This is a genomic window from Shewanella sp. SW1 (assembly GCF_025653545.1).
Lineage (GTDB): Bacteria > Pseudomonadota > Gammaproteobacteria > Enterobacterales > Shewanellaceae > Shewanella > Shewanella oncorhynchi.
The window spans coordinates 1-23,761 of record NZ_JAKKSG010000025.1 but is presented as its reverse complement, the minus strand read 5'-3'; the positions used below and the strand labels follow the sequence as shown (position 1 = coordinate 23,761).

Below are 23,761 nucleotides of genomic sequence, written 5' to 3'. Positions count from 1 at the left end.
GGCAGCAGTTAAATTCCTCATTTTCATTGATATTGAGGAATTTAACCCTAGGACTGCATGGTTAAAATTTAGATACCGTTCAATCGAAAAATTAAGCGGCCTTCTATTAAAGATTTATACAGTAAAAGCTTATGCGCCTTTCACTATCGCACTCAAACGGGTAATGAATTGCTGTACGGCTTCAACCGTGTCAAAACTAAAGGCAAGGCCATAGTGGGTTTCGGTCAAACTCTTATGCAAACGTTTGGGGAAACGTGTCATCTCGGCATTGTGGAAATAGTCGTATTTGGCATGCACGCCTGCAATAGTGGCAAGTTCGCCGGAAAAGACTTCGAATGCAGGGCGAATAATCAAGTTTGGTGATTTACCGTCGAGGTGTAAATAGAAAGCCTCTTTGGTTTCTGGGAGCATGTATTCAGTAATGTTTTTTATGGTGAAATTAGTGCGACATTGCAGTCCACTTAAGCAACTCACCATCTTATTATGTTCTATCGCCAAACTTATTCTCCCTTGTTTGTTGTCTATTTAGATTAAACCTGCCCATATCGCGCTACTTTTTCTACTCCCAGTCAATCCATGGCTCAGATGACTGATTCAGATGAGAAGAATGTCATCTCGGCAATGTTGGTTTTTATCCTGTTTATCCCACTTTACCTCAGCTCAGCCTAATCGGTTTAGTCTTTAAATGCACTAAAGTGATACCCATATCCCAGAGTAAATGGGCGAGTTTGAATTATTTATCACAAAAAACCTTTATATACAGAACGATAAACCTATTAACTCAAACGCTAAGTGGGTGTCACAGAAAATTCTTTTGTGTAAGCAAATCGATATTTCAAACACGATAAAACACAACTTGGTTTATTAGGTATTACTTATCATCAGGTTATCAGCCTTTAGTTTGACATTAAAACGAACCGTTCAAAATGCGACCCAGCGATTGCATTTTATGATGATTGTTTTACTTGCCAGCTTAAAATGTTGCGTCTAGGTTAATAAGCTTGAGTTAAGTCCTGTTGATAATAGCTAAGTTACGGCAATCACATTTGATGCCAACGTAAACTAGCGCATTCACGCTATCCCGTCGTATTCAGGCCTTAAGTCATGTTTTACCCAAAGTGAGTAACCCGCGCTTAAGCGCCTATAAACCGAGCCATGCCAGCCGATTTCAAGCTTATTTACGGCAAATCCTGCATTAACTGACTTGCCCTAAACTGTCGCAACGGACTGGCGGCCACAATCAACAAGACCAACAACACGAGATATAGCCATGAAGATCAAAAAAGCCCTCATGCTCTTGGGTCTGTTCGCTGTCAGCCCAGTAACGTTAGCCGCAACCGGAGTCGCCTTTATCCATGGTACGGGTCACCAGACCAATGCCTTAGCCGATTACTGGACGCCCGAATTTGTTAACTCAGTGCGCCAAGGCATCCCAGTGCCAAACAATTACACAGTGATCAACTGCGACTTTGACCAATATATGTGGGAAGAAAGCGCCGCAGGTTGTCTGGCCACGCAGCTCAATAGCTTTATCCAAGCCAAAAATATCGACGACTTAATTCTGCTGACCCACTCCAATGGTGGCAACGTAGTGCGGTGGATTTTATCTAACCCTACGTGGGATAGCCGTTATCCTGCAGTGATCAACGCCACCTCAAAGGTTATCGCCATCGCGCCTTCCAGTGCTGGTACGCCGCTGGCCGATGCGGTGAACCAAGGTAATGTGTTCGAAACCAGCTTAGGCTGGCTCTTAGGCTATGGCAGCAATGCGGTGAAACAACAGCAAGTCGGTTGGATGGCAAACTACAACAACGCTTGGCTTAATGGCACAGCGGGTCGCCCATCGCTGGGTAAACCCTTCGAAGTCGTGGTGGGCTCAGATGTTGATTCCGCCATTTGGGACAGCGACAGTTACTGCGCGGGTTATCAATACCAAGTCGCGCTCGAAACCACCCAAAACTGGCTCGATAGCTGCTCCGACGGCTTCTTAAATTGCAGCTCACAAAAGGCGGCTGGCACTGTCTGGTTTACTGATAAACAAAAGACCCGTGGCCAAGAGCCCTTAAGCCATCAGCAGAGCCGTCGTACGTGTTTCAACTTAGACACGCTGATCCGCAACCACATTTAAGGAGCACTAAGATGCACACACTCAGCAAACTTGCCAGTGTCTTGGCGCTAAGCGGACTGCTTGCAGCCTGCCAAGATGAAGCCACACCCATAGATCCCAAAACCAATGCCAGCCCAATGTACGCCAAAGGGTTAACCCTAGCCGCGCCGAGCGATACCGATTTAGTCGATAGCAATATTGCCAGCCCAACACTCACGCCCATCAACACCAGTACGGATTACATTAGCTTTATCACCCCGCTGTACGGCGAGTATCAGGCAAGTGCGCCGCAGCTTGAGCAAGCCAGCCAAAGTGACGAGTATTGGGTCAATGTAACAGGCGCACAGCTTAATGCGGGCGTGGGCCTCACCATGAGCCAAGCGTCTAGCTTAGTGCGCATTGCACCTCGGGGCGATACCCGCTCTGGCGCCTTAATGCATGCAGAGGCTATTGCCCCTGAGCGCGTACAAATTCAGCGCGTTACCCCTAATCAGTCACCCCAAGGCAAAGCAGCCAACAGCAGTGGGATAAACACCAATGAGTCACTGGTCAAATCGATGGTCAACGCCGATGCTTTGGCTAGCGCAGGGTTAACCGATGATTCCAGTGCGCTGCAAATGTCGGCGAAGGCCACACCGGGCGAATATCGCCTGCAGGTCAGCCAGCCGTTAACACCGAGCGCCAGCTACTTAGTCAATGTGAAGGAAAAAGGCTCGCCCTATCAACTAAGCGTCAAAGCCCCCACCGCCATCGCGGCGGATGCGCAAACCCTTGGGCTTGAACTCGCACTCAGCCAAAGTGATAACGCCTTTGTGCCACAGGCAAAACTCAAGCAAGCCGATGGCAATATGCAACCGCTGGCGATGGTAAAACAAGGGGAGACATGGCAAGCGGTGATCCCCGCGGGCGTTGCACTTTCGAGCAGCAATGCAGGTTTCAGTGAAATTGAAATCACAGTGCAAACCCAAGTCGATGGCCGTCCTGTGCAGCGCACGGTCAAATCTGTCTTTAAGTCCTATGTCAATTCGGCGAGCATCAAGCCCGAAGTGCTCACGGTTTGGGATAAAGGCCTGCCTAACCAAATCAACTTTGAGTTATTGGTCGCCGAGGCGGGACGTTTTGGCTTAAGTGGCACGTTAACGGGCACCAATGCCGAAGGTCAAAAGGTGGCGATTCTACGCACCCAAGCAGCCAATTGGCTGACCCCAGAGTCGCCGAAGTTAAAGCTGATGTTAGATCCTAAGCTTATTCAAGCCTCGGGTTTACAGCCGCCCTTCGAACTCAATGAATTAGAACTGCAAGATCAAGGTCAAATGGCCAGATTAAGCTATCAAGCCAAGGCACTAACCTTAACGCGCTAATTCAAAGGGACCAATGTTAAGGGGCTAACGTTAAGATACTTAGCTTAACGTGCTGATAAGTCAGGCTTGTTAGCCTTAAGTTCCTCTCTAATACAAAGTGCCCAATCACGGGCACTTTTTTATTGTTGATCTTTTGCAATCGACACCTAAAAGCCATCACCTTATTTAACATCTAGCGCAAATCACAAACTGTTGACATAAAAATGACAAGCTAAAGACTATTTACCACACCTCACCCTGATAAAATTTACATTGATTATCAAGGGTTATTCCTTTTAAATAACAATCATCAACGGCATAATGTCAAGGTCTTGACGTCAAACCTTTGAATGACAAGCACAGATCTTTATAACAATACGTATAACAATAAGAGTGACTCACAGCGCAAGTTTTTACCGTGCCATGGTCAATACTCAATAAATGGACATCGTTATGAGTGACAGCACATTTTTCTTTGGTGAATGGCAAATCAATCCCAGCGCCAATAGTCTGCTCCTTGGCAAACAAGTCAAACAACTTGAGCCCAAGGCGATGGATGTGCTGCTGTTTCTCTGTCAACGGGCGGGCGAAGTCGTCAGCAGTGATGAAATAGTCAGCCACTGCTGGCCAGGTGTAGATACCGGCGACAATCCGCTACACAAGATTATCAATCAGTTACGTCGAGCATTAGGCGATAGCGCCACAGAACCCACCTATATCGAAACCATACGCAAACGCGGCTATCGCACCTTAGCCGAAGTGCGTTTTCCTATCGGACACCAAGCCACCGCCAGCCCACAGAGTTGGCAAGGCGGCTCACCCTTTCCGGGACTGCAAGCCTATAGCGCTAATTATGCCGAGGTGTTTTTTGGCCGCAGTGAACAAATCAGCACTTTGCTTAACCGGATAAGCCAACAAATCCTGTTTGGCCGTGCCTTCTGCCTGATCTTAGGTCCAAGTGGCAGCGGTAAATCCTCCCTGATTAATGCGGGTGTTGTGCCCAATTTAATGAAGGGCGATGGCTATAACGGCATTGGTGTTGCGTCATTCAGCAGCTTAGATTTTGCCGATGTGAGTAAAGGGCAACTACTCACCGATCTTGCCAGTGCTATGCTCGACTGGGAAATCAACGACATCCCAGTATTCGAAGGCATGAGCGCTGAGACTCTGGCGATTAAACTTATCGAAGATATCCAAAGCGTGATCAATCAGTGTACCCAAGCGCTCAAGGCTAAACCCTTTTCCAATCCGTTTTTTGCCTTGTTTATCGACCGATTAGAAGTGTTACTCTCATCACCGCTATTTAGCGATACCGAACGAACCCAGTTCATAGAATTATTGGAACAACTCGCCACCTCAAAAGCCGTGATTATCATCAGTGCCTGTCGCAACGATTTTTATCCTTTATTGGTCAATTACCCAAGCTTAATGGCGGGTAAAGCCCGCGGTGCCCACTTTGACTTAGCGCCGCCAACACGCACTGAGCTATTACAAATGATCCGCCTGCCCGCGGTGGCTGCCAACTTAAGCTGGGAAGTTGACAGCGACACCGCGATGCCACTCGACGAAATGCTCTGCAGCGATGCCGCCAGTAACCCAGATGCGTTGCCCATGTTGCAATACACGCTGCAGGCCTTGTATTTACAGCGCAGCGCCGACAATAAGTTATTAGTCTCTGTTTATCATGCACTTGGCGGTATTGAAGGGGCGATTGGTAAAAATGCCGAGCAGGCGATTTCCCATTTAAGCGATGCTGAAAAAGCCAGCCTACCACGGATTTTATCCCTGCTAGTGACCCTGCGCGAAGATGAAAAGTCCATCACCAGCCGCACCGCTCGCTGGTCGCAACTGCAAAGCACGGCCGAAACCGCCCTAGTGCAAGCCATGGTCGATAGCCGCTTATTCGTGTCACATCTGCAAAATGGTGAACCCTGTTTTAGCATCGCCCACGAAGCCCTGCTGCGCCGCTGGCCACGGGCGACGGCTTGGATTAGCGAACATAGCGACAGTTTGAGTATTAAGAGTCGCCTACAGCATTTATCTAAGCGTTGGCTCAGCGAAGCCAAACACAGCGCTTATCTGCTCGCCGAAGGCAAGCCGTTAAAAGAGGCCCAAAGCCTCAGCCAAAATCCGTTATTCGATTTAGACGATCCCGAAACCGCCTTTATCGCAGCCTCCAGCAAACGCGCCAATATGCTGCGCTGGACGAGGCGCCTAACCGTCGCCCTACTGTGCGTCCTCACCTTAACCTCCGTCATTATGAGCGTGCGCAGCATAGAAGCCGAAAAACTTGCCCTGCAAAAACGCCTTGCCGCCGAAGATTTGCTCGGCTTTATGGTGGGTGACTTCGCCGACAAGATGCGCGGCATCGGCCGTATGGACTTACTCGACGGGATCAGCAATAAGGCACTGGAATATTTCAGTGATTTTTCTAATGACAACGGCGATCAACATCTGAGCCTTGAAGCTCGCCTACAACATGGACAAACACTGGAGGCAATGGGTGAAGTCGCGTATTCACGCGATAAGCTAGATGAGGCCAAGACAGCGCTTCTCGCCGCTCAAACTAAGCTAACCAATCTCTATACTGAGCAACCGACAAACCTAGAGTTATTAAAAACCTTAGGCGCAAATGCATTTTGGCTTGGGCAGATAAAATACGATATGAGTGATTGGGAAAGCGCTAAGCCCTACTTTGAGCAGTATCTAAGTTATAGCCAGGTCATGTATAAGCTAGCTTCCGACGATAAAAATGCGCTCATGGAACTATCCTACGCTAACAATACGCTAGGTTCGCTAGCAATGAAGCAACAGCAATTTGATAAAGCTACAAGCTACTTCGATGAGTCACTCAGACTAAAATTATTAGCTCTGACTCAGGATCCTAGCAATAAGCAATTACAAGCTGACATAGCAAACGCCCGCTCTTGGTTAGCCAGTGCTTTTCGTTCAAGAGGTGATCTGAACTCCGCCATAGCAATACATCGTCAACTTCAAACTGAATTAGAAGTATTACGAAAAACAAACGACACTGATGGTTATATATTGGATAGATTAGCTAGCAGCTTAAGAATTAGTTCGACTTTATATGAATTTCAAGGCCAGATGCAAAAGGCTTTTGATGATGCATTGTTGGGAGAGCAACTCATTCAACAAGCCACAGTCCTAGATCCCAAAAATACTGCTTGGAAGACACAATTGTATTATCTTAAGTTTCAATTGATGTTACTAAATACTAACCTAAAAGATCCACGTAGCTCCCATATTCCAGAAACTTTGCTGGCCGAGCTTGGACTAGAAAAAGAGGCATTTATAAAGAGCCCCCGCTATTTACCACTCAAAGCTATTTTACTTAAAAATGCGGCTCAATATTACCAACTTAAAGGGCTAAATGAACTGAGCATAGACTCAGTCGCAGAAGCATCAACTCTTTTAACTGAAATAATCAAAGTTACTCCCGATGACTTTAAATACATTGCCAGCTTGGCAGAAATAGAGCTCTTGAGAGCCAGATTATCCAAACAACAGCAAGATATGCAAACCGTTAAAAAATCCTGCACTAAAGTCAAAATAATGCTGGCACCAATCCAAGTGAAAAATAGGGATCCACAGTATTTACAGCCATATGCAAGAGCCCTCGATTGTTTAGGTGAACTAGATATACAGCACAAACTGATCGAGCAGTTAACACAAGCAGGAATAGAAGATATTAGATTTTAACCACCAACAAAATAGGAAACACTCAATGTCAGACATTTATGGACAGGCTCAATATATTAAAGTCACAGTAAAGCTTGAAAATGGAGAACCCGTATTCACTTACACTGATGCAGAAGGTACAGAATGCCCCGGTGATATGACTATTACTGTTGCCAGTACTATTACTTATTTACTCGATGACCAAACAGGTAAGGGACTTAAATTCGTAGGCGCAGGTTTTTTAACTCCCTTTGATGGCATCATAGATGCGATGACCCTTAGCAGCGATGGAACCCTATTACAGATGGTTGATATGAACCATACTCCGGGCACAACTAAGTTTCAGTTTGTACTAACAAATACTAGCAATACCCTAATGCTCCTCAGCCCTGACCCAGAGATTATCAATCGAGAAGATTAGTAGAAGCGGGAAAAAAGATTTTTCTCCGAAGCGAAAAAGCTGGGAGAAAAGCTGGGAAAAGCTGGAAAAGCTGGAAAAGCTGGGACAGCCATATCTTTTCGAGATAAGAGCCTCCTGAAATGTGCTATAAATGCTCTGCCGCTACGGCAGAGCATTTCTCCCAAGACATCCGCTTATCCTCCGTTTTCCCATGAAAAGCGGGGACAGCCATGTCTTTTTGTGCTTTATCCCATCTTATACTAGCCTTTACATTATCTTGATTGCGTCTGTTTGGAGCGGATGATGACCTCGGCCAGAAGAATGCTTATCGATGCCAATACAACGCCCTTCTATCATGTGATAAATCGCTGTGTCAGAAGGGCTTTTCTGTGCGGTGAGGATAAACTCACAGGCCGCAGTTATGAGCATAGACGTGGCTGGATTGTCGATAAAATCAAAGCATTATCCACCATCTTTAGACACTAAAATCCTTTGCGCTTGACGCTTAATACCCAAAAATCCACTCATGGGTGCCACTTTTTTAACTTAGCCATGCCCCAAAACCTCGCACGTTTCAGCTAAACCTGAGAATTTACCGTGAGAAGATTAAATTTAAAACCTTTATAAACAATAGATTAAATCGGAAGGTAAGCAGAAGGTATCTTTTCTTTGCGAAGAATAAAGTCATCATCAGAAAAGCGCTTAGCGCAGATGGCATTAGGTTCACGGAGAATGATAACAATGACAAGCTCACCTAAACTGACACGTTCACAACATCCATTATCACTTGTGGGTGAAGGCAATGGTTCACAGTGTACTGCGCAGCAAGGCTTGGTGGAAAAGCGGGGACAGCCATGTCTTTTTGTGCTTTGTTCCCTCTTATACTAGCCTTTACATTATCTTGATTGCGTCTGTTTGGAGCGGATGATGACCTCGGCCAGAAGAATGCTTATCGATGCTAATACAACTCCCTTCTATCATGTGATAAATCGCTGTGTCAGAAGGGCTTTTCTGTGCGGTGAGGATAAACTCACAGGCCGCAGTTATGAGCATAGACGTGGCTGGATTGTCGATAAAATCAAAGCATTATCCACCATCTTTTGTATCGATATCTGCGCCTATGCGGTGATGAGCAATCACTATCATTTAGTGCTTAAGATTGACGTGGAGAAGGCTAAATTGTTAACGCAAAGAGACATTATCAGTCGCTGGTGTCAAATCACCAAAGGCCATGCTATTGCCACTAAATATATGAATGGTGATGCCTTAATCGACGGTGAACGCATGTTACTCGATGCCTTAATTGCCGAGTGGCAAGAGCGATTAAGCAGTATTTCTTGGTTTATGCGATGCCTAAATGAAGATATTGCCCGTAAAGCAAATCGAGAAGATGAGTGCAAAGGTGCCTTCTGGGAAGGCCGTTTCAAATCCCAAGCTTTGCTAGATGAGCAAGCCTTACTAGCCTGCATGATGTACGTGGATTTAAACCCTATTCGAGCAGGGATTGCCGACTCTTTGCAATCCTCTGATTTTACATCAATTCAAGAACGTCTAAATGCACTTTCCCCTAACAGCATCACACCACTGATAATCAAAACCCCAGTAGATAACTCTCAGCCAACACTACATAAATCCCTCGCAAAATTTGATGGTGCAACGCACCTTCATCGGCAAACGGGCATCCCTTTTCATTTTGCGGATTATCTGGAACTTATCGATTGGACTGGCCGCGCCATTCGCCATGATAAAAAAGGCTTTATCGATAATCAGCGACCAAAACTGCTTAATGAGTTAGGGATTGCATCCGATGCATGGTTACTTTCAGCCAAAGAGTTTCGCCGACAGTTCAGTGGCATAAGCGGTCGATGGGATGCGATGTGTGCATTTAAACACAAGCAAGGTGGCAAATGGTGTCGAGGGAAATCCCATAGCCAAGCACTACATCCGGAGCAAATTAATGGACTTACATTGCGTTAAATTGCCCTAACAACAAATATTCGACTCAGTCGTAATGCTTAAGACTTGTGGCTATTTAGCCCAAATTTTGTGAGATGTAAGCAAGCGCCCAACTAACTATCCTACCTAATCGCTGACAAAACGACTCAGAAGGTAAAATTTAAAACATTTAAAATCAACAAATTACACCAGAAGGTAAGCAGAAGGTATCTTTTCTTTGCGAAGAATAAAGTCATCATCAGAAAAGCGCTTAGCGCAGATGACATTAGGTTCACGGAGAATGATAACAATGACAAGCTCACCTAAACTGACACGTTCACAACATCCATTATCACTTGTGGGTGAAGACAATGGCTTCCAGTGTACTGCGCAGCAAGGCTTGGTCGAGCCCGCATTGCCGTTAACCTTCTTCGAGCATGCCTCGATTGAAACGATTCAACAGTTTATTCAGCATCTAACTGAGCCTGTGATTATCGTCAATGCCCAAGGTTACATTTACTTTAGCAATAGCAAAGGTGCTGACTTGCTGACATGCCCGCAGGCCAGTTTGAAGGGACAAGATTGGCGCAACTTTTTGACCGAACACCATCAAGCTCGCTACGACAATCTGCTGAGCAATGATATTAAGCTAGGCAAAAACTGCGGCATTCCAGTGCAGCACTCCGCCGAAGAAATCACCCTCATTACCGCCTCAGGCAAAGCAAAAGATGTCGAACTCTCCATTTCCTACATCCCAAGTCATGAACCTCTGTTTGTGATGATGATGCACGATTTGACGCAGCACAAAGCGGAAAATCAAAAACTACGTAAATTGGCCGCCACAGATTCACTGACTGGGCTGGCGAACCGCCGATATTTTGATGAAATGCTGCATCACTATTGGGAAGAATGCACAGGTAAGCTGCGCCCTATCAGCGTGGTGATTATCGATGTGGATTATTTCAAAGTGTTCAACGACCAATTCGGCCATATCCAAGGCGACGAATGCCTACGTAAGATTGCCAAAGTGATTGCTGACATAGTGCCGATAGAAATTGGCCTGGCAGCGCGTTACGGCGGTGAAGAATTCGCGCTAATTCTGCCAAGCCACAATGCCAAAATGGCACTCACCATTGCCCAAAAAGTGCAGCAAGGGATTAATGACCTGCGCTTTACTGAGCAAGGCTTGCGCGACTATGTCTCTGTGAGCGCGAGTCAAGGGATTGCGAGCGAAATCAATGGCCAGTTCCGTACCTCACTCGCCATGCTATGCGCCGCCGATACCGCATTGTATCGCGCCAAAGCCGATGGCCGTGACAGGATCAATACATCGCTTTAATACCTATTAATTGGCGACTTGTTTGCCCGCAACTGATTTACCCAAAACTGATTGACCCAAAACATAGTTACCCGCGGCTTAGTTACCCGCAATTGATTAACAACGGGATGAATGACCTCAGTAGGCGCTTTAGCGCATTGAGGAAAACACGCAAAGCACACGAAAGGACGCATGAATATGGACAAGCTTGAGGCATCAAGAAATATACGGGCAGTGATTGAAAAAAGCTTACCCGTGAGCACGTCACCCCTTGCCATATTCACTTACCAGTGTTGGTTGAAAACCAGCGCAGGTGGGCGTGTGTTCCATTATAAAACTGATAGGGAAGATACCTATTTCGCGGTGGATATTAATTCACTAGGGCATATTGAATGCGTGATTAATACCACCTTGCTGCGGGTTGAAGCAATATCAACCTTAGGTGGACTCAACGACGGTCAGTGGCACTTATTGTCTATCTGCCATGAATACCATGAAATCAGTTGTTATGTGGATGGTGAAATTACCCATACACAACTCAATAATCTGTCACTGGTTGCCGACAATGAATTTTTAATTGAAAACGTGTCTTTACCGAATCATCGCGATACACATTTCGATGGTGAAATATTTGGCATCACCTTACTCAATCGATTATTAACCCGAACTGAAATCGTTGACTATTACCGTAATCCAGCGCAACAAAGATCGATTAGCGAAAATAACCTTTACATTTATCAGCATCAAGATGCACATAATATTCGTGGTGAAAACTTTATTCCACTTAAAAGACAAAAAGTGCTGCTGGTCATATTTAATGATACTGAACATCAATTCATAAAAACCACTACGGATAGCAACACCTATAATCAACAACTGCCTAAGATTATTCCGCCCCACGAACGCCGAGCCTATATTATTGAATGTAACTATAACACTTGGCCTAATTTTAGTTATTTAGTGAATTACACGGCGAGTAATCAAGCGGATATTACACTCAATATTGAAGTGTTTAAATCGCTGACGGCCTATCGCTCTAATATTAAAGTCACCGTCGCAAATGAACTGGAACGGGATTGTTTGATTATTCAATCAACCGAAGAAGAATTAAGTGCTGAAGTGCGGATCAGTGAAAACTTAGTGATCACTCAAGCCAAAAACTTTGTTAATTTCATCAATGAAGTTCGCGCACACATTCCGGCCGACAATATTATTACCGGTGGCCATTATTATAGTGAGCAGCAACTCTCGGTCAGCACAGGTAAGCAAATGATTGCCTATCAACAGGCTTGCCAACTGTTCAACCGCAGATTACAAAAAAAACCACTGGCGATAATCAAATGCACGTCAACTGAAGAAGTCAAAATCGCCTATAAGGCGGCCATCGATTATAACTTGCCAATCAGCGTGCGCTCAGGTGGGAATGATCACGAAGGTGAAAGCACTGAAACCAATACCATAGTGTTGGATCTGCTGAAGATGGATAGCCTCACTTTAGATCCCATCACAGGTATTGCGGCCATTGGCCCAGGCAATCGCTTTATCAATCTCACCACTGCGCTTGCCAAACAAGGCGTGATGATCCCCCATAGCACCTGTGGCAGTGTTGCCATAGCGGGATTTATTATGGGCGGTGGCTCAGGACCTTGGACCCGCAAACACGGCATGTGCTGCGAATCCCTATTACAGGCAGAAATCGTCCTCGGCATTGGTGAAACTCAAGTCGTCTCTGTTGCCAATAAACCTGAGTTACTCTGGGCGCTTAAGGGTGGTGGTGGGTTAAGTTATGGCATTGTGACCCGCTTTTTTGTGCAAACCTTTCCACTACCGCCTTGCCTTATCAAGTTTGAATTAGAATGGAATTGCTACGATAAACAAACCCATGAACTTATTGAGCACACCCCAACTAAAGACATTTTACAGCGCTGGGAAGCCATCATAAATGCCGACAGCACTGGCTGTTTGATTGGCACTAATCTCAAGATTAATGCCAAAAATTTACCCGTAGAACAACACAAAACACTCGACATAGACACTGACTCAATTACGCATAACTGCTTGATGTATGGTTTTTGGGAGGGCAATTCCGCCAGCCTAAACCACTTTATCCAGACACAATTTAATGAATTTGGCCTAGTCCCCAATGATATTCGCATCGAGGGTATGGGCGGACTCACCAAAGCCTATGGTGAAAACCTAATGCCCAGTTGGGAAAGGGAATCTTTTCATCATCTGCAAGCTGACTTACAAGGCATAAACCGCTCACCTAATCCAACCGATGTGGATGAACCCGCGCCCCATAAAGTCACCTCGCGCTTAGTGAATCAAACGGGGCTCAGGGACGGTTATAAGCCACTGCTCGAAAGCTTAACCTCTCGCTATGTGCTTGAAGGTAATCGCCAATTGGGGCTATTTACCTATGTTACCCTTGGCGCTATAACTGGTGATTATTATCGCACTATGGGCGAAGAGCAAAAGAGTCGCAGCGCCTTCCCCTACAAGGACAGACAATACACGATTCAATATCAAACTTGGTGGAATAACGCCCTGCAAGAGAAGCAACAATTGCAGGATAGCCAAGTGTTTACCCGCATTAATCGTGCGCTCGATTGGATTGATGCCAGCCGAAACTATGACATCCCCAACACCTCGGGCGCTTTTATCAGTTTCAAAGATAAGGCCATTCCAACAGATGTGTACTTTGACCACAATTACGCTGCGTTAAAACGGATTAAGGCGGCCTACAGCCAAGATAGCTTTAACCATTTCCGTTCACGTAAAAGCATTATCTAAGTTAATACATCGGCATAGCCTAGGGTGAGTTTTTAAGGCAAAATCGACGCCGTCCACGGACGGTGTCGCCCTTAAATTCTTCAGTTACAGGTTGTCTATGCCAAGCTCAGCTTTAGCTATCATTTTTGCCCTATTGGCGGCCATTCTTATGGGCACAATCGGTGTATTAGCGCGCTTTGCCGCCCTGCCCGCCGAACATATTACCTTCTACCGCTTACTGCTCGGTGCCCTATTTCTATTGGCTTATATGCTGCTCATAGGTAAAGGCCATCAGATTCGCCATAGACCCAGTAAACGTACCTTAGTGAATGGCATTATGCTCGCGGGTTTTATGGCGTTTTACATTGAAGCCATTCAGTACACCCAAATGGCCAATGTGATCATGATTATTTACTTAGCCCCTGTGGTGTCGGCTATTTTCGCCCATTATTTCTTTGCCGAGAAACTCACCCGCTTAAGCATGGCAAGCGTGGTCGTCGCGCTGGTGGGCTTTATGTTAATGATCCCAACAGGGCCGCAGCAAGCGAGTAATCACACTGAATTATTAGGTTATTTTTATGCCCTACTCGCCTTATTAACCTACTGCGGTTTTATGTTAATCAATCGAAAACCTAGCCTGAGTTCGCCCTATCAAAGCACTTTAGTGCAGCTTAGTGTCGGCGCTTTGTGCCTACTGCCCTTAGTGATAAATGCACCGCTAACGCCAAGTTTGCCGCAAATGGGTTGGTTAATTGCGATTGGATTCTTCCCCGGATTTTTAGCAATATTACTGGCGGTAAAAGCCCTGCGGCAATTGCCAGCAGTCACCTTTGGCACCCTCGCCTATGTGGAACCCGTTATCGTAGTGACGCTGGCATGGTGGATATTTGGTGAAACCTTGAGCCCAATGCAATTAAGCGGTGTCGGCTTGATTATTCTGGCCGGCATTAGCCAAGGCTTTATCAGTCAACGCAAAGTATTGATTACGAGCAGCTAACCAACAACACTTTGCCAAGTAGCTGAAATAATGTGAAGAAAATAGTGTAAGCTCGACAGAGGATTGATTGAACATTGCACCGAAGACGTGCGACTAAGACTTAAGATCAGGAGGTCTAATTGAGAAAGCTACTGTTAGTCATTAGTATATTTTTGCTCAGCGGTTGCTTAGGCATGCCTAAACTGGTTCAACCCGTGAATGATTTTGAGCTAAATAAATACTTAGGTAAATGGTACGAAATTGCACGATTAGATCATTCATTCGAAAGAGGCTTAAGCCAAGTTAGCGCAGAATACAGCCTGAAAGAGGATGGCGGTGTTAGGGTCATTAACCGTGGATTTTCAGCGGCTAAAAACGAATGGAAAGAAGCCGAAGGAAAAGCCTATTTTGTGAATGGGGACTCAGAAGGCTATTTGAAAGTCTCCTTCTTTGGGCCATTTTATGGATCGTATGTGGTCTTCGAATTAGACCATAAAAACTATCAATACGCTTTTATATCAGGACCCGACACGGATTATTTGTGGCTACTGGCTAAAACCCCGACTGTGCCACCCGAGGTACTGCAAAAGTTTGTTGAAATGTCTAAAGCCCGCGGCTTTGATACCGACAATTTGATTTATGTGCAGCAAGAGTCAGCGCCCTAACGAGTGCCGCCAATGCGCTAAAATCGAGTGCGCGAAAAGCTAATCGCTAGATAAAAGACAGCCAATGGATACAAAAACGCCGCAATACATTGCGGCGTTTTTATTGATGCTGCATTTAGCTGCACTGTATTTAAATGCATGTATTTAAATGCATGTATTTACACATGCAGCTATAGCGTTAGACTTCAATGCCTTTGCTGGCAAGGAACTCATCGTAAGTGCCTCTGAAATCATTCACGCCTGAGTGAGTGACTTCAAGGATACGGTTTGCCAGCGATGATACAAATGCACGGTCATGACTCACGAAAATCAAGGTCCCTTCGTACATTTCCAGCGCGTTGTTCAGTGATTCAATCGATTCCATATCCATGTGGTTGGTCGGTTCGTCGAGCACTAAAATGTTGGCTTTTTGCATGATGAGCTTGCCGAATAACATACGACCTTTCTCACCACCAGACAGCACTTTGACTGACTTTTTAATGTCGTCAGAGCCAAATAACATACGGCCTAAGATGCCACGTACCGATTGGTCGTCATCTTCTGGCTTGCGCCATTGGCTCATCCACTCGAACAGCGTCATTTCGTTAGCGAAATCAGACTCATGGTCCTGTGCATAGTAACCAATGTTAGCGTTTTCAGACCATTGGATAGTACCTGCATCCTGCGGGATATCATGGATTAGGGTACGTAACAGGGTTGTTTTACCGACGCCGTTTTCACCCAATACCGCAATGCGCTCGCCCACTTCAACAATTAAGTTTAAGTCTTTGAATAACGGAGTGTCGTAGCCTTTAGTTAGGTTTTCAATCACTAAGGCATTACGGAACAATTTCTTCTCTTGCTCGAAACGAATGAAGGGGTTCACACGGCTAGAGGCTTTTACTTCATCTAACTTAATCTTGTCGATTTGACGGGCACGTGATGTGGCTTGTTTCGCTTTAGAAGCGTTAGCCGAGAAGCGTGCGACGAAGGTTTGCAGTTCAGAGATCTGGGCTTTTTTCTTCGCATTATCAGACAATAAACGCTCGCGAGCTTGAGTCGCTGCTTGCATGTATTCGTCGTAGTTACCTGGGTAAACGCGCAGTTCGCCGTAGTCTAAGTCAGCCATGTGCGTACAGACTGAGTTTAAGAAATATCTATCATGCGAAATGATAACCATAGTACTGCTACGTTGGTTCAACATGTCTTGTAACCAACGGATTGTGTCGATGTCCAAGTTGTTGGTAGGTTCGTCAAGCAGCAGCACGTCTGGATCAGAGAACAGGGCTTGTGCTAACAATACACGCAGTTTTAAACCCGGTGCGATTTCAGACATCAAACCAAAATGGCTGTCGATACCGATACCTACACCTAACAGCAATTCACCGGCACGAGATTCGGCGGTATAACCGTCCATCTCAGCAAAATCCATCTCTAGGTTGGCAACGGTAATGCCGTCTTCTTCACTCATTTCAGGCAAAGAATAAATACGGTCACGTTCTTGCTTTACCTTCCACAGTTCGCGGTGGCCCATGATCACGGTATCGATCAGGTTGAATTCTTCATAACCGAACTGGTTCTGGCTTAATTTACCCAGACGCTCATTCACATCTAACGAGACGTTACCGCTGCTAGGGTCTAGATCACCACACAGGATCTTCATGAAGGTCGATTTACCACAGCCATTCGCGCCGATAAGACCGTAACGGTTACCACCGCCAAATTTAACTGAGATGTTTTCAAACAGTGGCTTAGCGCCGAACTGCATGGTGATATTTGCTGTTGTGATCAAAATGAACTTCCAAATCGAGTAATGTTGGCCGAGCCCGCTGGCGCCGCTTTAAATAAGCATAAACCAAATAACGCTATGCCGAAGGGGTAAAAATAAACGTGGCACTATAGCAGTTTGGGCTAAATTATCAACTACCAAGGCGGATCAAAAGCCAGAGGGAATGCCGAAATCGCCGCACTATGCCTGTATGAGAAGCGTAATTAATTTTACCCTATTGGCTTAGCTTTCAATGTATTCGAGCAGAATGACAATCGGATGACCCTTAGCGTCGTAAAGCTTGCCGACGCTAAGGACTTATGTGGTAAGTGCTAATGTGGACATAGCCCTAAGCTAACTCAAGATACCCATTTCAACATTTTAAGTTAGCTTAGGTATCGACAACTTATAACTTCTGTCGTCTTAAGCGGTTGGCGTTCGTGACGACAGTAAGTGAAGACAAAGCCATGGCTGCACCCGCAATCACAGGGCTTAATAACATGCCCGTAAGTGGATAAAGCACGCCCGCCGCAACCGGAATACCCAAACTGTTATACACAAAGGCGCCGAACAGATTCTGCTTAATATTGGTAATCGTCGCCCGCGACAATGCCAATAAGTTAGCAATCACTATCAATTGCTGCGACAACAAGGTGATATCCGCACTTTCAATCGCCACCTCAGTGCCCGATCCCATCGCGATCCCCACATCCGCGCTCATTAGAGCTGGCGCATCATTAATGCCATCCCCAACCATAGCCACCATATGCCCTTGCTTTTGTAAATCCAGCACATGTTGTTGTTTTTGCTCGGGCAGTACGCCGGCAATCACTTCGGTGATGCCCACTTGGTCGGCCACCGCCTGCGCCGTTTGTGGGTTATCCCCCGTTAACAACACCACGCGAATACCCCTTTGCAGCATGGCCGCGATGGCTTCTTTGGCATCGGGTTTAATCGGATCAGCCAGCGCGATAGTGGCCACTAACTTGCCCGCTTTAGCGACATAAATCGGAGTTTTACCTTGATTTGCAAAGCTTAATGTCGCTTTTGGATCTAAGGCACTGCCATCGGAATTGACAATCTCCAATGCAGTCATCAAGGCAAGATTACCAATCGCCAGCGATACGCCATCGACCTTGCCCTCAATCCCCTTTCCTTGATGGTTCGTAAATGCCTGTGTGTCGGGTAATTGTGGGAGTGATTCCTTGGCATAACTGACAATCGCCCCCGCTAACGGATGCTCAGAGTGCTGCTCAAGGCTTGCGATTTCGCCCAGCAAGGTTTCTTTATCGGCATCACTCAGTGTTTGTACTAATACAAAGTCAGTGACTTGCGGCTTACCTAAGGTGACCGTACCGGTTTTATCCAGCACCACACAATCAACTTTACTGGCGGTTTGCAGTGCCTCGCCATTTTTGACTAACACGCCCATTTGGGCTGCGCGGCCCACAGCCACCATGATAGACATAGGCGTAGCCAGCCCCAGCGCACAGGGACACGCTATGATAAGCACACTCGTCAGCACCACTAACGCATGGCTTAAGGCGGGCGCTGGACCTGCAAAATACCAAATTGCCGCCGCCAACAGCGCTATCGCGACCACAGTCGGGACAAATACCGCTGAGATTCTGTCAGCCAATCGACCTATGGGTAATTTCGAGGTTTGCGCTTGCTGCACCAGTGCGATGATTTTGGCGAGCTTAGTATCTTGTTGCCCAGCCGTCACTCGGTAAACTAGGCTGCCATTGCCGTTGACTGTGCCCGCGCTCAGACTGTCTCCCCGATTTTTAAGCACGGGAATAGGCTCACCTGTGAGCATGGCTTCATCGAGTAGGGATTGCCCTGTTTCGACCTCACCATCAAGGGCAACTCGGTCACCGGGGCGCAAACGCAGCTTATCGCCCAGTTTCAACTGACTTATCTCAACCTTTTCATCACCCTTATCCGTGATACGAATCGCAGTAGTGGATTGCAACCCGAGCAGTCGCTGCACCGCTTCGCTGGTTTTGCCCCGCGCTTTGAGTTCGAGTCCATGACCTAAGTTAATCAAACCTAGAATCATCACACTCGCCTCAAAGTACACATGGCGGGTATCCATAGGGAATGCGCTCGGCATAATGACCACCAACATGGAATAGGCCCACGCGGTACTGGTACCCAGCACAATCAGCGTATCCATGTTAGTGGTTTTGGCTTTGAGCGCCCGCCACATGCCTTGGTAGAAATGTCCACCTGTGGTGATGAGTAAAGCCAAAGTGACCAGTCCCATTATGCCCCAGCCTAGTTGCAGATTTGGGCTGTTGATCATCATTTCACCACCCAGTAATCCCCACAGCATCATGGGCACACCCACAACGAGCGCAGCGATAGCTTGGCGCATTCGCAGTCGATACTCGGCGGCATCTTCAAGGCGTTTTTCTTCGGCGGCGGCTTTAGCATCAATAACGACCTGCGCCGGATAACCCGCATTTGCCATCACAGCCAAGGCGGTATCGGCGCTCATCTTGCCTTCTACCGTCACTTGTTTATCGGCGAGATTAACACGCGCTTCGACGCCCGCTTGGGCGGCAAACGCCTTTTCAATTTTCGCGACGCAGCCAGCGCAATTCATATTGGCGACATAGAGTCTGGTCATAGACATGGGAGATCCCTCACTTGATGTTTTACACTATAGGTCTAAGATAAAGTCTCCCATTGCGGGAGAGTCAAGGATGAATTTGCTCAATGTGATCACATCGACAATTAATTGCTGGGCGAAATGGGTAAGACCATTCAGTTACTCAAAGAAGAGGTCAAGATGAAGATAGGCGAAGTGGCGAAACAAACAGGCTTGAGCGTTAAGAGTATCCGTTATTACCATGATATTGGCTTAGTGTGCGGCGAGCGCAATGGGGCGGGTTATCGGGTTTATCGCCATCAAGATATTGAAGCGCTTAAGTTTGTGCATCAATGTCGCGACTTAGGTTTTAGCCTAGAAGATTGCAAATCCTTGCTTGGCCTTAAGGGCAATGAAAGCCGTAATGCCGAAGACGTCAAACAACTTACCCGTACTCACCTTGCCTATGTCGAAGAGCAAATCAATAAGTTGCAACAGCTTAGGGCGCAATTACAACACATGGTAACCCAATGCCAAGGCGGCGATCAGCCCCACTGCGCGATTATCGACAGCCTAAGTCACGAGACTCATGGCAGCCATAAAAATCACAAGAGCCAGCAAAATGCTGGCTCTGAGTGTTGCAGTAAAAGCCAATCGCAATAGTGATGGCCAAGTTCAATAACGGTAAATACCGCGTTATTGACTTCTCACTATGGTTGGCTTTAGCGCCGCGGCGTTATCCAATACCAGTGTTGCAAGCTTACCCGCAGGGGTAAAGTTAAACACTTGCCCATAAAATGCCAGCTCAGTTTCTAATCCTGCGGCCTTGTGCTCAGGTTTCCAACCGCCGTGGGGTTCATCCTGATAGGCGATATAAGCCGTGGGTACGCCTCTCACTTTCAACGCCTCATAAATCTGCCGCGACTGCTGTGGTGGTACGATTTGGTCGCGTAATCCTTGAAAAATTAATAAAGGCTCATTCAATCCTTCAAGGTGATGCAGGGGCGACAGTTCCCTATAGCGGGCTTGATTTTCACCATAGGGGCCGATGAGCAGATCTAAGTAGCCAGTCTCGAATTTATGGGTACTCTTGGCGAGCTGTTCAAAGTCACTGATCCCCGCATAGCTCACCCCCGCTTGAAATACATCATAAAATGCCAATGACGACATCACAGTTAACCCACCAGCGCTGACACCTCGAATCGCCAGCTTTTGTCCATCAACCCAGCCCTTATCGACTAAATAACGGGCCGCATTGACCGCATCCTCCACATCAACTTGGCCCCATTTTCCGTAGATACTTTGACGATAAGCACGGCCAAAACCACTGCTGCCACGGAAATTAACATCGAGAACCGCAAAGCCTCGGCTGGTCCAAAATTGAATATCACTGCGATAAGCCAGACTCGCCCGCGCCGTAGGACCGCCGTGTAACATTACAATCAAGGGCGGACGGGTATCATTAGGCGCAGTATAGTTGGGGTTAACCGGACCATAAAAATAACCGTAAGCTTGCTGGTTAGCACCTGTTTTAAAAGTAATATTTTTAGCACGGGAGATATAGTTGGGATTAAGTTTTGGTAAGTTAGGGGTATACACCAACTCAGTACCACGACCGATCACTTTATAAATGCCCTTCTCTGGCGTCGCCTTAGCGCCGACAAAATAAACAGCATCTTCCCCTCGGATCACTTGGGTGATTTCACCAAAGTCGACGGCCAAAGATTCGGTCAGGCCTGAATCTAGATGCAGTCGAATTAAAACGGCCTGACTACCAAGCATATAACTGGCAATAATCGTTTTTTCGGATTCAAAGGCATAGTTATGATTGCCTAAATACCAATCAGCCACCGCAAACTCGGCCTTTTTCTTTAGCACTGGGTCTAAGGTATTTTGTGCCGTGACTCGATAGATATTCCACCAGTTACTGATATCCGATACGACATACAATTGTCCATCGGGGCTAAATAACGGCTGCGACACCGAAGAATCTGCGGGCGTGTTTACCTTACGAATATTGTGTAATTGCCCTTTACGGTCCAGATCCCCAAGCCAGAGCACGCTATTATCCCATGGCATATAGGGATGTTCCCACGTGATCCACGCCAGTTGGCTGTTATCGGGCGAGATGGCTGGCGAAGAAATAAAGTCATGGCCCGAAACAAAGGTATCGCCTTCACCGGCAAAATTAAGATTAATGGTAACAAGACTCGCCTTAGGCTCACCCGCTTGACGATGATCTTCGCGCACACAGATAATCCTCGACCCTTTGGGGTAAGCAATACAATCTGCATGGCGAGTACCATTTGGCGTTAAAGGCAAAGGGGGTTGATTAGGGGCAAAACGATAAAACAGTTGGTCCTGTGCCTTAGTGGCAAACAGACTCTGACCAATCCCCAAAAAGGCGGCACCACCGTATTCATGAACGGCGGATTTAACATTAAACGCAGGCGGCACTATGTCGGTAATTTTTCCACGTTGATCGAGGCGTTTGATCCCGACTTGGCCTTGTTTTTCACCATCAGATTCAGAGAAATAAATAGCACCATCAACGCTTTGCAACTCAGCCACATTATCGGCCTGCTCAAAAACTTCAGTCGCCGATAGCGGAGACTGCCAACTACCATAGGGTGCAACTATGCGCGCGCCATTATCACTAAGATGCGGCGTCTCTTTGTTCGAGCGCTCGCAAGCACCTAAACAAAATAAGCCCCCCAGCATCCATAAATATCCATGTAGCTTCATTGTTTCTCCCCAATGTTTGCCAACTGCACAAACCGAAACAAAATATGAACTTGCAGAAATGAGTTATGTGTAAATTAGTTATTTTTTAAATTTTTTTAAGAACCAATTTACCACTTGCACTTGTTGTACTTGCGTTAAACCAAAATAAATACACACCCAAGGTGAGATAAGAAAAAACCATGGGATCACGGCCACAGAGCGGCCACTAAAGAGCAGAAAAAAGAAACCGCAATAAATCACAACCAACCCTAAGATACCCACGATCAACATCATGCGCTTAGTGATTTTCTCAAGCCAGTGGGCTTTTTCCTGCCAAGACATCCGGATTTCAAGCTCCATTACATGTGATCAACATGTTTGTAAAGTTATGTAAAAAAACGGGAGAGCGATTGTTGAAGGTTAACAACTAAATGTCAACTCCAACAGTGAAATCTAAATAAATCCGAAAGCTAGAGCATAATACCAAATATATTATTGACATGGTCTAATTGGTCAGGAATGTACTCTTTCATTTTCATTGCATTTATGGTTCAACGATATTTCTGCATTAGCTAAATCAGAGAAAAGGCTCGTAGACCATGCGTTATCTTACTTTGTTATACTTTACTGAAGCGATATTCGTGCACAACTACTATCACTAATGTGAGTCGCACAAGTGACAATAAGCGCATAGCTTTGTTTCCTAAATCGATTGAACTAAAACACTGGCTGCTGATCGGCATAATCCATTTTATTCCCTATCAATCGTGCCAAACCCTAACTACAAAATTACTCACTGAAAACGCTACAACCACACTTTGATAAACCTTGGTTCGCTTACCTTCTGGATTGATGAAGAGGCTATCGCAATGTGGAAAGCGAAAACTGAACGTTGCAAGAAAGACCGTCCCCGCTTGTTTAGTGACTTAACCATTGCCAACGCATTGATAGTTAAACGTGTTTTCTCTATGCCACTGCGAGCCCTGCAAGGCATTATCAATTCAGTGTTTAAACTAGGCGACATCTCAACTATCTTACCCTCATTACACCTGCATCGGTAAGCGAGCAAAAAGCGTCAATGTACTTTCATAACCAAGACCAGAGGCACCATTGAGCACTTAGCTATCGACTCGACGGGCTTGAAAGTCTATGGCAAAGACGAGTGGAAAGTTAAAAAGCATGACACGTATGGGAAGCGCCAGGTGTGGCGTAAACTGCATATCACAGTGGATATGTAGTGATGTGATGGACGCCTCAGCACCTAAGCTTGCAGTATTATGCCAAGCTTAAAGCTGACAAATAGTTCTGGAGGTTTCCATCATGGATATTAAAGTTATTGGTATCGATTTAGCCAAAAATGTTTTTCAAGTTTGTGTTTGTCTTATGGATAACTCTGTCATGAGTAACAAAAAGGTTAACAGAAACAAGCTGCTCGATAAAATTAGACAATTCCCCGAAGGTAGCCTTATTGCTATGGAGGCC

Annotated in this window: 16 protein-coding genes and 2 pseudogenes; 13 read left to right on the top strand and 5 right to left on the bottom strand. The window is 46.1% G+C overall.

All coding sequences use genetic code 11. From position 1 onward, the window contains the following. Nucleotides 1–129: 129 nt before the first annotated feature. A complete protein-coding gene (locus L5M71_RS19435) occupies nt 130–477 on the bottom strand; it encodes a hypothetical protein (protein WP_113938914.1) in 348 nt (115 codons plus the stop codon). A gap of 793 nt (nt 478–1,270) precedes the next feature. Between L5M71_RS19435 and L5M71_RS19430 the strand changes: the two genes are divergently transcribed. The 10 genes from L5M71_RS19430 (at nt 1,271) to L5M71_RS19385 (ending at nt 15,212) form a co-directional block, all read left to right on the top strand. After that, nucleotides 1,271–2,128 carry a hypothetical protein gene (locus L5M71_RS19430; RefSeq protein WP_028760548.1) on the top strand — a complete coding sequence of 286 codons (858 nt, stop codon included), beginning with the start codon at nt 1,271–1,273 and terminating at the stop codon, nt 2,126–2,128. Between the two features lie 11 nt (nt 2,129–2,139). Further along, a complete protein-coding gene (locus tag L5M71_RS19425) occupies nt 2,140–3,468 on the top strand; it encodes a DUF4785 domain-containing protein (protein WP_263209243.1) in 1,329 nt (442 codons plus the stop codon). 432 nt (nt 3,469–3,900) lie between these two features. Next, nucleotides 3,901–7,167 (top strand): winged helix-turn-helix domain-containing protein, encoded by a 3,267-nt coding sequence (locus tag L5M71_RS19420; protein ID WP_263209241.1) that lies wholly within the window; start codon nt 3,901–3,903, stop codon nt 7,165–7,167. A gap of 25 nt (nt 7,168–7,192) precedes the next feature. Continuing rightward, nucleotides 7,193–7,567, top strand: coding sequence for a DP-EP family protein (locus L5M71_RS19415; RefSeq protein ID WP_113938918.1), 375 nt, complete (start codon nt 7,193–7,195; stop codon nt 7,565–7,567). 282 nt (nt 7,568–7,849) lie between these two features. Then, on the top strand, nt 7,850–8,032 hold the full coding sequence (locus L5M71_RS19410) for a hypothetical protein (protein ID WP_371135022.1): 183 nt from the start codon (nt 7,850–7,852) through the stop codon (nt 8,030–8,032). Between the two features lie 441 nt (nt 8,033–8,473). Further along, nucleotides 8,474–9,523, top strand: a complete 1,050-nt coding sequence (locus tag L5M71_RS19405) for a transposase (RefSeq protein WP_263209238.1) — start codon at nt 8,474–8,476, stop codon at nt 9,521–9,523. A gap of 268 nt (nt 9,524–9,791) precedes the next feature. Beyond that, nucleotides 9,792–10,820 carry a diguanylate cyclase gene (locus L5M71_RS19400; RefSeq protein WP_263209236.1) on the top strand — a complete coding sequence of 343 codons (1,029 nt, stop codon included), beginning with the start codon at nt 9,792–9,794 and terminating at the stop codon, nt 10,818–10,820. 177 nt (nt 10,821–10,997) lie between these two features. After that, a complete protein-coding gene (locus L5M71_RS19395; protein WP_263209234.1) occupies nt 10,998–13,592 on the top strand; it encodes an FAD-binding protein in 2,595 nt (864 codons plus the stop codon). A 97-nt stretch (nt 13,593–13,689) separates the two neighbouring features. Further along, nucleotides 13,690–14,568: a DMT family transporter gene (locus L5M71_RS19390; protein ID WP_263209232.1), complete on the top strand. Its 879-nt coding sequence runs from the start codon at nt 13,690–13,692 to the stop codon at nt 14,566–14,568. Between the two features lie 119 nt (nt 14,569–14,687). Further along, nucleotides 14,688–15,212: a lipocalin family protein gene (locus L5M71_RS19385; RefSeq protein ID WP_263202044.1), complete on the top strand. Its 525-nt coding sequence runs from the start codon at nt 14,688–14,690 to the stop codon at nt 15,210–15,212. Nucleotides 15,213–15,390: 178 nt separating this feature from the next. Here L5M71_RS19385 and L5M71_RS19380 read toward each other — a convergent pair whose 3' ends face one another. Further along, complete coding sequence (locus tag L5M71_RS19380) at nt 15,391–16,983, bottom strand: ABC-F family ATPase (protein WP_219250205.1); 1,593 nt, start codon at nt 16,981–16,983, stop codon at nt 15,391–15,393. 382 nt (nt 16,984–17,365) lie between these two features. Next, nucleotides 17,366–19,600: a heavy metal translocating P-type ATPase gene (locus tag L5M71_RS19375; RefSeq protein WP_263209230.1), complete on the bottom strand. Its 2,235-nt coding sequence runs from the start codon at nt 19,598–19,600 to the stop codon at nt 17,366–17,368. 117 nt (nt 19,601–19,717) lie between these two features. Here L5M71_RS19375 and L5M71_RS19370 point away from each other — a divergent pair, with 117 nt between their 5' ends. Then, complete coding sequence (locus tag L5M71_RS19370; protein ID WP_263209228.1) at nt 19,718–20,218, top strand: MerR family DNA-binding protein; 501 nt, start codon at nt 19,718–19,720, stop codon at nt 20,216–20,218. A 33-nt stretch (nt 20,219–20,251) separates the two neighbouring features. On the opposite strand, the gene L5M71_RS19365 is transcribed toward L5M71_RS19370, so the two are convergent. Continuing rightward, nucleotides 20,252–22,300, bottom strand: a complete 2,049-nt coding sequence (locus L5M71_RS19365; protein ID WP_028760559.1) for an alpha/beta hydrolase family protein — start codon at nt 22,298–22,300, stop codon at nt 20,252–20,254. Nucleotides 22,301–22,378: 78 nt separating this feature from the next. Next, nucleotides 22,379–22,621: a hypothetical protein gene (locus tag L5M71_RS19360; RefSeq protein WP_028760560.1), complete on the bottom strand. Its 243-nt coding sequence runs from the start codon at nt 22,619–22,621 to the stop codon at nt 22,379–22,381. Between the two features lie 476 nt (nt 22,622–23,097). On the opposite strand from L5M71_RS19360, the pseudogene L5M71_RS19355 reads away from it, so the two are divergent. Together L5M71_RS19355 and L5M71_RS19350 are read left to right on the top strand one after the other, a co-directional pair. Further along, nucleotides 23,098–23,511 (top strand): annotated as a pseudogene (locus L5M71_RS19355) (IS5 family transposase); the annotation flags it as partial. Nucleotides 23,512–23,599: 88 nt separating this feature from the next. Then, a pseudogene (locus tag L5M71_RS19350) lies at nt 23,600–23,761 on the top strand (IS110 family transposase); the annotation flags it as partial.

Bases quoted from the DNA above. Each gene is read 5' to 3' on its own strand.
- L5M71_RS19435 (WP_113938914.1), bottom strand. From the start codon at position 477: ATGGTGAGTTGCTTAAGTGGACTGCAATGTCGCACTAATTTCACCATA.
- L5M71_RS19430 (WP_028760548.1), top strand. From the start codon at position 1,271: ATGAAGATCAAAAAAGCCCTCATGCTCTTGGGTCTGTTCGCTGTCAGC.
- L5M71_RS19425 (WP_263209243.1), top strand. From the start codon at position 2,140: ATGCACACACTCAGCAAACTTGCCAGTGTCTTGGCGCTAAGCGGACTG.
- L5M71_RS19420 (WP_263209241.1), top strand. From the start codon at position 3,901: ATGAGTGACAGCACATTTTTCTTTGGTGAATGGCAAATCAATCCCAGC.
- L5M71_RS19415 (WP_113938918.1), top strand. From the start codon at position 7,193: ATGTCAGACATTTATGGACAGGCTCAATATATTAAAGTCACAGTAAAG.
- L5M71_RS19410 (WP_371135022.1), top strand. From the start codon at position 7,850: ATGACCTCGGCCAGAAGAATGCTTATCGATGCCAATACAACGCCCTTC.
- L5M71_RS19405 (WP_263209238.1), top strand. From the start codon at position 8,474: ATGACCTCGGCCAGAAGAATGCTTATCGATGCTAATACAACTCCCTTC.
- L5M71_RS19400 (WP_263209236.1), top strand. From the start codon at position 9,792: ATGACAAGCTCACCTAAACTGACACGTTCACAACATCCATTATCACTT.
- L5M71_RS19395 (WP_263209234.1), top strand. From the start codon at position 10,998: ATGGACAAGCTTGAGGCATCAAGAAATATACGGGCAGTGATTGAAAAA.
- L5M71_RS19390 (WP_263209232.1), top strand. From the start codon at position 13,690: ATGCCAAGCTCAGCTTTAGCTATCATTTTTGCCCTATTGGCGGCCATT.
- L5M71_RS19375 (WP_263209230.1), bottom strand. From the start codon at position 19,600: ATGTCTATGACCAGACTCTATGTCGCCAATATGAATTGCGCTGGCTGC.
- L5M71_RS19370 (WP_263209228.1), top strand. From the start codon at position 19,718: ATGGGTAAGACCATTCAGTTACTCAAAGAAGAGGTCAAGATGAAGATA.
- L5M71_RS19365 (WP_028760559.1), bottom strand. From the start codon at position 22,300: ATGAAGCTACATGGATATTTATGGATGCTGGGGGGCTTATTTTGTTTA.
- L5M71_RS19360 (WP_028760560.1), bottom strand. From the start codon at position 22,621: ATGTCTTGGCAGGAAAAAGCCCACTGGCTTGAGAAAATCACTAAGCGC.